This is a genomic window from Mucilaginibacter sp., assembly GCF_036383575.1.
GTDB lineage: Bacteria > Bacteroidota > Bacteroidia > Sphingobacteriales > Sphingobacteriaceae > Mucilaginibacter.
The window spans coordinates 1-9,062 of the sequence record NZ_DASVOB010000067.1 but is presented as its reverse complement, the minus strand read 5'-3'; the positions used below and the strand labels follow the sequence as shown (position 1 = coordinate 9,062).

Annotated in this window: 7 protein-coding genes; 3 read left to right on the top strand and 4 right to left on the bottom strand. The window is 44.9% G+C overall.

Annotated features, from left to right (window positions below; all coding sequences use genetic code 11):
• The 4 genes from VF500_RS02320 to VF500_RS02305 all read right to left on the bottom strand — a co-directional run.
• On the bottom strand, positions 1-1,542 hold a 1,542-nt coding region (locus VF500_RS02320; RefSeq protein ID WP_330858132.1), incomplete at its 3' end, for a ligand-binding sensor domain-containing protein.
• 58 nt (positions 1,543-1,600) lie between these two features.
• A complete protein-coding gene (locus VF500_RS02315) occupies positions 1,601-1,747 on the bottom strand; it encodes a hypothetical protein (protein WP_330858131.1) in 147 nt (48 codons plus the stop codon).
• Positions 1,748-1,938: 191 nt separating this feature from the next.
• A complete protein-coding gene (locus tag VF500_RS02310) occupies positions 1,939-2,967 on the bottom strand; it encodes a LacI family DNA-binding transcriptional regulator (RefSeq protein ID WP_330858130.1) in 1,029 nt (342 codons plus the stop codon).
• Positions 2,968-3,032: 65 nt separating this feature from the next.
• Complete coding sequence (locus VF500_RS02305; RefSeq protein WP_330858129.1) at positions 3,033-4,940, bottom strand: glycoside hydrolase family 97 protein; 1,908 nt, start codon at positions 4,938-4,940, stop codon at positions 3,033-3,035.
• 234 nt (positions 4,941-5,174) lie between these two features.
• Here VF500_RS02305 and VF500_RS02300 point away from each other — a divergent pair, with 234 nt between their 5' ends.
• The 3 genes from VF500_RS02300 to VF500_RS02290 all read left to right on the top strand — a co-directional run.
• Positions 5,175-5,336, top strand: a complete 162-nt coding sequence (locus VF500_RS02300) for a hypothetical protein (RefSeq protein WP_330858128.1) — start codon at positions 5,175-5,177, stop codon at positions 5,334-5,336.
• 147 nt (positions 5,337-5,483) lie between these two features.
• Positions 5,484-7,442, top strand: coding sequence for an alginate lyase family protein (locus VF500_RS02295; RefSeq protein WP_330858127.1), 1,959 nt, complete (start codon positions 5,484-5,486; stop codon positions 7,440-7,442).
• A 502-nt stretch (positions 7,443-7,944) separates the two neighbouring features.
• Positions 7,945-9,062, top strand: a 1,118-nt coding sequence (locus tag VF500_RS02290) for an alginate lyase family protein (protein WP_330858126.1), incomplete at its 3' end; no start/stop codon positions are given.

The following is a 9,062-nucleotide window of genomic DNA, read 5'->3' as shown; positions in this document are numbered from 1 at the left end:
AGGCAATTTTATATGAAATGGCTTAAACTGATCTGCTTTGCGGTCATAAAGAAAAAGGTCATCCTGTAACCCGCTTGCCCATAAGTTTCCTTCATGATCCAGGTATAAGCCCCAGAAGGTTATCCGGCTTTCCTTGCCCTGCGCATCCAGCCCATGATATACTTTAAACCTGTTTCGCCCGGGCAGGTAAAGATCGATCCCTCCGCCGTAAGTTGCGATCCATATTTTCCCTGTAGAATCCTGGATCATGCTGGTTACAAAGTCGGAACTTATTGTCCCCTGATTTTTGGGATCATGCCGAAAGTTAGAAAAATGGCTGGAACGCCGGTCCCAGATGCTCAGTCCACCACCATCGGTGCCAATCCACAGCTTTCCCTCCCGGTCTTCAAGAAGCGATTTTACAAAATTGCTGATGAGGCTGTTGGCATTAAACGGATCATGACGGACGTTTTGGAACCTGTCTTTAACCTCATCGATCATGTTTATCCCTCCCCTGAGCGTTCCTATCCATTTTCGTCCATTCCTGTCCAACAGCAATGAATACACGGCGTTACTTGAAAGCCCCTGTTCGTTGTATCCTTCCGATAAATAAGAGATTTGAGTGCGGTTTTTGTTTAGTATCTGGATTCCTCCCCCATCCGTTCCAACCCATAAACTACTGTCTGGCATTGCCTGCAAACTGGTGATCCTGTTTGATTTTAATCCTCCGTTAGATTCATTTAAAAAACGGTCGTAGGTAGCAGACCGAATATTGAAGTGATACAATCCTATTGTAGTGCCCAGCCAGAGGTTACCATTGTCAGGATATATGCACGTAGCACCACGCACTGTACCATTGAGTACATGAAACTTTTTCCTGGCAATGTTATACTCACATAAGCCCAGTTCGCTGATCAGTGCATAGATCCTATTGTTGGGGAGCACCAGTAACGCGTTAACACTATAGTTCCATTTAAGCTGCGCATCAGTATCAAGTAATACAGGATAGCCCACACGGCTGCCTTTGTCAAAAACAATTAACCCATTCCCCTCCGAAGCAACAAGCATATCGCCGTTATCATCAACCTTGATGTCCCTTATATAACTGTTAATGGTAATTTTCCGGCCGCCGGGCATAACCGCGTAAACGGCAGAGAACTTATCGGTCACCGGGTCAAGTATACTCACGCCCTGTCTGGTACCTACCCATAAATTATTACGCGAATCCTGGGCGATACAATTCACATAGCTATGAATGATGGAAGAGCTATCCTCAGGCTGATTTCGATAAACTTTGAAATCGTAACCGTCATAGCGGTTCAGGCCGTCATAGGTACCAAACCACAGAAAACCGCGACGATCCTGAAAGATACATCTGACCTCACTATTGGATAGCCCCTCTTTCAAGCCGATACGGTCTATATGCGAACTGGGGGCCAATGCCGCTTTCGCATGACTACAGGAGCAGAAAAGGATGATCAGGGCTATTTTCAAAAACGCCCCATAGTACTTTGAAAGTCCTGAAAAAAAACATGCCTTTTCCCTGGTCGCGTGCTTATTCAATTTTTGAAAATATTTGTTCAAATCATCAACAGCCTAAACAGTTCCTGGCTATGCGGTTTTATTGGTCCGGTTTGTCCTTTTCAGGCAGCTTGCCCAGCTTTTTCGAAATCGACTCCCAGCTGTTTTTAATTTGCTGTTCATCAATTTTCGGTCTTTTTATTTTAAAAAGATCCGGGATGTCAGCTTCTTTATATCTTTTTTTCATTAGTGGTAACGATAGCACTCTGCACCCTATAAAATTTAGCCTCAAACAAAAATATAACAAAATAGCATATAACAGGCATGCAATATGCCTGCGTAACACTATTATAAAGACAAGCAGCAAAAGGTATCGATACTCAATTTTTAATATTACGATAAGATTTATAACAGAAAGCAACGCTCATATTTCCATAATTAACTATGTCTGCGAAGCGGGGCTGATGAATCCCGGATGATCAGCTTAGTCCTCAACAAAATATTTTGCGAATCGATCATGTGATCTTCCTGCAACTGATCCAGTAATATTTTTGCCACCTGCAGCCCTATCTCCCGGATGGGCTGGGCAACGGCGGTGATGGCCGGGGTAAATAACGCAAAGTTATTGTTATCGTCAAAAACCACTACGCCTATGTCTTGCCCTACAACCATATTCATATCTTTAATAGCCTCCAGGCCACTCAATGCCAGGTAATTGGTCGAAAAAAATAAAGCATCAATATGCTGCTTTCCCTTTAGCAGGTTTCTGATGCTTTGAACGGTCTTCTCTTTCGCTTCGCTGTATTCTATATCCTTTATCGCTGCGGGCAAATCATGGGCTTTCAAAGCCGCGAGGTAACCATTTACCCTTTCGGTCATCTGGTCTTGCCGGGACGAAAGTGTAATAAAGGCAATGTTTCTAAATTTATTTTCGATCAGGTGCATGGTAGCCGATTCACTGCCGCGGAAGTTATCTACAACCACTGTGGAACATGCCAGATCGGGCAGCGTGCGGTCGAAAAGTATAACGGGAGCCCCTGCTTTGATCAGGTCTCCTACTACCGCTTCCAGGCCCGGTGTGGGTGCCAGGATATAACCGTCGACCTGATAGTTTTTGAAAGTTTGGAGCATATCATTAGCGATTTCCGTTGAGTTTTCGGAACTGCCATAAATAAGCCTGTAACCATATTGGTAAATATGCTGCTCAACAACACGTGCTACCGCCGAAAAAAAAGGATCGCTGATATCTTCAACGATCATACCGATGGTTTTACTTTTGCCGGTACGCAAGCTAACTGCCAGACGGTTAGGCTGATAGCCCACCTTTTTAACAAAACTCATGATCTTATCCTCGAGTTTAACACTTATGCCATTCTGCCGGGCTTTCCCGTTTAAAACGATGGAAACTGAGGCTTCAGAAACATTCAATGCTGCCGCGATATCTTTGATGGCCAGTTTCTTTTTCATTTTAATTGAGGTGAAAGCATAGATATTGATATTATTTTCAGGCAATACCGTACAAAAGCCAAAGCTTAACGGCCGGGCCTGATGATGACAGCCTGGCCATCTTTACCATTAAGGTTGACAACATAGATGTCGTTATATTTTACATTTATTTTTCTTATGCGGATGCCGCCGGTTCCGTCATCCTCATAAACAGTAGCAGTGTAGCGTCTCTTTTTATCGAGGAAATTAAGCTGGAATTTCCCTTTCCATGGATGCAGGCCCGCAGCACTTCCGAGGTACCATTCATTTCCTTTGCGCCTGGCTACGCTGACACCTTCGCCAATTTCCCCCGCCATGTACCTGCTCTCGTCCCAAACCGTTGGCACGTATCTGAAAAATTCTATTTCGGTATCATCCTGGTAATCCTGTGAACGTCCATACCAAAATATTGCCTGTAAAGGGTCAAAATAAACAACGGTCAGTGCAAGTTGTTGGGCTTTGCTCACCTTAACATTCTTGCTGTAGGAGTTAAATTTGTTGGGGTAACAAAATGTAAAATCCGCAGCACCCGCAAGAAAACGCGTAAATGGCAATACCGTGGTATGAAATGCGTCGGGGCTGTTTTCATCTCCGCGGATGCCTTCCGAACTCAGCACAAACGGATACCTCCGGCTCAGGCCCGTAGGTTTATAATGATCATGCACATTGAGCACAAACCCGTAGTCATTAACTTTCTTCATTGCAGTATCCAGCCAGGCCAGGCCCTTTTGCGTACCCCCATCTACAAATCCGAATTTAAACCCGCTCACCCCCCATTTTTTATAGAGCGGTAACAGGGTATCGATCTTGGCCTTTAACCCTACATAATTTACGTATAGTATCACTCCGATCCCTTTTTGACGCGCGTGAGCGATAATTTGCGCTAATTCAAAACCCGGGATGGGCTTCGTTGGGTCGGATATTGTGCGAAATTCTGCTCCGTACCATCCTGCATCGATCAGGATATACTGAAAATTCATTTTGGAAGCAAAATCTACCCCATCCAAAGCGCCCTGTGTGTTAATAGGAACGCGGAAAACCTTTCCAGGCTTTACATTCGAAGGCACTTTATGATCCAGTGGGGATACAAGCTTTAAGTTCAACTGGCTGAAATTATGCAGGCCAATGGCCGTTTTACTGTAACTTACTGTACGCCAAGGCGTGATCAGGCTATCCCTGAACGTAATCACAGAATCTGTCCTTATTGATGAAACCTGTTGCCCCCGGTAAATAGTATCTACATAAAAATGAAACGCCAGGCTGTTTGAAAGGTGTCCACGCACCAGTACACACTTGGTATAATTGTGGTTATCCGCTTCTCCGATACTGATATAACCATCCGTATCAGAAACCAGCGTAGATGGCAGATCGCTGATCCCATTCAACGAATCCAGCGCTAAAGGCCTGAAAACCGATTCTTCATGGTATTGATATATGCGGTACCGGCCGGCCAGGTTAACTTCCGTCAGTTCTGCCAAAAGCCTCACTGGGCGCTTCGGCAACCGGTTGCAAACATATCGAAAAGCCAGGCTGCCATTGTAAACCCGGATCATGAGGTCAAATGTTCCGGTCGCGGTACTGCAATGAAGGATATTACCGCGGTAGCTGTTTTTGATAACAGCATCCTCGCCAAGCGGCCACTGAAATTTTTCTTCTACCCTGTGCAGCCCTGAAGCTGAAACCGAAATAAGCGAATCGAGCGATGGCCCGTCAGTTTTAATCCCCAGGCGCGACCAGTTTACAATCACCCGTTTATCGCAAATTAAGCTGTAACAAAGTCTTCCCTCTTTGTCAAGCCTAAATTGTGCTTCAGTAAACCCGTCAGGCGATTGGCCCCGGGATATTACTTCCTGAGCGCCGGCTGTTGTGGTCAGGTAAATTAAAAAGGACAGGCAGATCAGGAACCTGCAAAATGAACTATTTAGCTGACCGGGGAATAATATATTGATTTGCATTTGCTGAAAAGACAGGTCTGTGTGTTAAATATACTCATCTAAATTGCATCTATTTTGTTACATACATGTAGTACGGAAACTACATCTATAATTTTCCGCTGTAAATAGCCGAAAACGGCGTATGTGGGCTTTAGAAATCCATTCAGAGATAGCAGTTACGAAATACATCAAATTTCGATGAGTATAAAAAACTACGCCCCCTGTCTTTAACAGATAAATAAACTATAATATTTTATGACTAAAATCTATCTGTTGCCGACACTAAGCCTGTTTTTCTGGAAATATACAGAAGCCGAAGTGATCACCTATAAGCAGCCGGATTGCACAATCGTTAGTAATACATATAACGTTCAGGTTAGATATAGTCATGGCAATGGCAAAACACTTGAGTTTTGATCCGGTATTTGTATTTTGTTCCGGGTATAATATTTGATCTTTTCTTTGAAGTTAATGATGATAAGTCTAAAAAAAGCTTTTTGCATAGTCTTGTTTTCGGGCTTTTGTGCAGGCGCCCATTCCCAGCAATTTGTACATCCGGGCCTTTTGAGCGACAATAAAGATATAGCCAGGATAAAAGCGGGATTAACTGATGGTCAGCCAGATATAAAGGCGGGGTTTGAACAACTCAGCCACCATCCGCAATCACAATTTACCTATCGGCTGCAAGGCCCGTTAACGATGATCGGCAGGAACCCTACTGTAGGACAGGGCGCTTATGACAGCGATGCTAACGCTGCTTTTCAGAATGCCTTGATGTGGACAATTACGGGCGACCTTCGTCATGCAAAGAAAGCGATTGAGATCATTAATGCCTGGTCAAATACGCTTACCGCTATCACCGGCAGGGACGCTGTATTAATGGCAGGTCTCGGCCCTTTTAAAATGGTCAATGCAGCAGAGCTATTACGCTATACAAATTCGGGCTGGACGGAAAATGAGATCCGCCACACCGAACAGCATTTCCGGGAAGTTATTTATCCTGTTATTCAAAACTATGCTCCGTTTGCAAATGGAAACTGGGACAGCGCAGCCCTTAAAACGGCCATGGCCATAGCTATTTTCTGCAATGACCATCAGATTTTTGAAAACACGCTCGACTATTACCAGCGTGGCGCAGGAGATGGTCGCCTTACCAATTACATCATTAATGATTCAGGGCAAAGCCAGGAAAGCGGGCGGGACCAAAGCCATACCCAGCTGGGAATTGCCCATATTGCAGATTGTTGTGAGATGGCCTGGCACCAGGGAATTGATCTGTACGGCTTACAAAACAACAGGTTACTGAAAGGCTTTGAATATACGGCGAAGTATAACCTTGGCTACGATGTTCCATTTACACCAACCATAGACAGAACGGGCAAATACAGGCATTACCATATTTCCGGGGACGCCCGGGGCAGATTACGGGCAGTTTATGAAGAGGTTTATAACCATTATGTCCGCCGGCGCGGAATTGAAGCGCCATTTACTGCAATGGCTGCCGCGCGTGTAAGGCCTGAATCACAAGGTACTCCCGGAGCCGATCATATCGGGTTCGGCACACTTTTATATTCCAGGCAATATCCGGATAACAGTACTGTAAATCTCCCCTATCGCCCTGCCGGCGTTATTGTGACAGACTCAGGAAACGTTAATATTATCAGCTGGCCCAAAATAATCAATGCCGGGTATTACCGGATCCAAAAATCAACCAAGCTCACCGGGCCATATAAATTATTGGCTAACAAATTCATGAACGATCACTTTATTGACCGTAACGTTATAAAAGGCCAATTATATTATTATAAAGTAGCTGCGGTAAACCCTTATGGGCAGAGTGCATTTTCCATTTCAAAATCAATAAATGAGGGGTTGCCCGACACATGGCAAATTGCGGATATCGGTACAGATGGGGATAATGCCAAAGAGCACCCGGACAGCTTATTCTCAACGGGTGGTAAGAAAGGCGTAGCCTTATACAATGGTGTCACATTTGAATTGCATGGGATTGGTACCGGGGCAGACAGCCTGGGCGACCATTGTACAATGCTTTACCGGCCACTGAATCAATCGGCTGGTATAATGATGAAATACGTACCGCAGTTTAGTGCGCAGGCTACCCAGCTTGGGTTAACTATCCGCAACGACAAGGACGTGAATGCTGCCGGAATATTGTTACTGTTGCGTCCCATCCCCCAGCCCAATCCGGAGTCTCCGGGCTGGCAGGTACAATTTCTGAAACGTAGTCAAAATGGCCGAACAGAGATCATTGCTACGAGTGAAGAACTGAAATCCCCTATAGTAACTTTTGGACGAATGACCGGTTCGATCTGGTTAAAAATCAATAAAACCGGAGATCACTTTACATCAAGTTATTCGGCAGATGGCAGGCTATGGATACTATTGGGAAACGCCGATTTCAATTTCGCGGCTCATGCAGTGGCGGGTGTTTTGGTGGCTTCAGGATCAAAACTTATCGATACACAAGTCACTATTGCTGAATTAAAACTTTTGAAGCCCTGATTAAAATTAAATTACGATACAACCTGATTTGATAATAGCGACAATCACATCGGCTCCCCGGCATTCTTAAACAACCGCATATTAATTAAATTATAGGTTTATAAAATGCTGATAGAAACAGCGCCTATAAGAGACAAGAGACTCTTTAACTAATACTCTATCAATAAGGCACTAAGCATTTTAACTAAAAAATAAAAGCGAAAAACACATTTCACCACATAGGAACTCCGCGTAAAATATATTGAAGGAAACCGCATCATTATGCAAAAAATCTGCATAGGCCCTATATATATACCCATTTTCAATGCCAGTTGTGCTGTCTCAGCATACAGACTTACATAATGTAATTTTTTTTCTGGTAATGCACTGATGATGAGTATCATTTTCAGCTTCCCTTGTCTTTGCCAGTGTCCAATTATCATACTTCGTACCTGAGTACCAATAAGGTGTTCATGCTACGGAAACAACCGCACATATTGCTTTACCTAAATTATCATTTACAATGGAAAGAACGTTTACACTTAACAGACAAACATTATTCAAACGCTGCATGTGCCCGATGCTTTTTTATCTGGCAGCGATGCTCATCTCTATCAATGGAAAGGCCCAAACCTTTGTACATCCCGGAGTGGCCTTTAACCGGGCCGATCTGGATCAATTGAAAGCGAACATTACCCGCGAACCATGGCTATCCAGTTATAATGTATTTAAAAACGACTCGCATTCACAATTGGGCTATGGGCAAAAGGGTCCGTTTGCAACAGTTACAAGGGCACCGAACCTAAACAACAGCGCCTGGATCGATGACATGCAGGCTGTTCACAACCTGGCCTGGATGTGGTGGTTTACAGGCGATTCTACTTATGCCCGCAAAGCTACTAACTTGCTTGATGCCTGGGCAGTAACCAATACTACCTGGGGCGGCGGAGAATCTATGCTGGATATTGGCGACTATGCACAGTATTGGGGCGTAGGTGCTGAAATCCTCCGTTCTACATTTCCCGGTTGGACAGCAGCTAATACACAGCATGTAAAAAACTATTTTGCCAATGTTTTATTTCCGACGTCATGGGTACCAAGCCCCTTGCGCGACGCGAACAAAGGGGCCCTGCAGTTAAAAATAGCCCTTGCCGCATCGGTTTTTTGTGATGATGCCACCCGGTTTAACCAAGCGGTGGAAGTGTACCGAATGGATGCCGGAGGGGGCATGCGTAATTCATTGCCCAACGGGGAGGTAGGAGATTCGGGCCGTGACGATCATTGGCGCGTGCAGGCAGCAGCACTGGCCTGGGGGGCAGAAGTTGCCTACAAGCAGGGAGTGGATATGTTTGCCGAGTTGGATAACCGGGTATTGGCTATCGGGGAGCTGTATCATAAATATGCCTTTGACGGAGCCTCAATGACCTTTATCCCCCTGGGAGGCTACGCAAGTTATTGGACCAACTGGGGTATTCAGCCCGGGGCAAGGGCCGGCGATATGACTAATCTTATTTACAGCGCCTATAATGTGCGTAAGGGAATACCTACCCCTAATACCGACAGGATGAGGGCCGCGTTAATGCAGCCTGGCAGCACTAACTACTCTGCAGCAGGCGGCAATTTCTTATACCTGAAATCATC

What these genes read in the sequence shown, in the direction of transcription:
- VF500_RS02315 (WP_330858131.1), bottom strand. Translation starts at nt 1,747, where the DNA reads ATGAAAAAAAGATATAAAGAAGCTGACATCCCGGATCTTTTTAAAATA.
- VF500_RS02305 (WP_330858129.1), bottom strand. Translation starts at nt 4,940, where the DNA reads ATGCAAATCAATATATTATTCCCCGGTCAGCTAAATAGTTCATTTTGC.
- VF500_RS02310 (WP_330858130.1), bottom strand. Translation starts at nt 2,967, where the DNA reads ATGAAAAAGAAACTGGCCATCAAAGATATCGCGGCAGCATTGAATGTT.
- VF500_RS02300 (WP_330858128.1), top strand. Translation starts at nt 5,175, where the DNA reads ATGACTAAAATCTATCTGTTGCCGACACTAAGCCTGTTTTTCTGGAAA.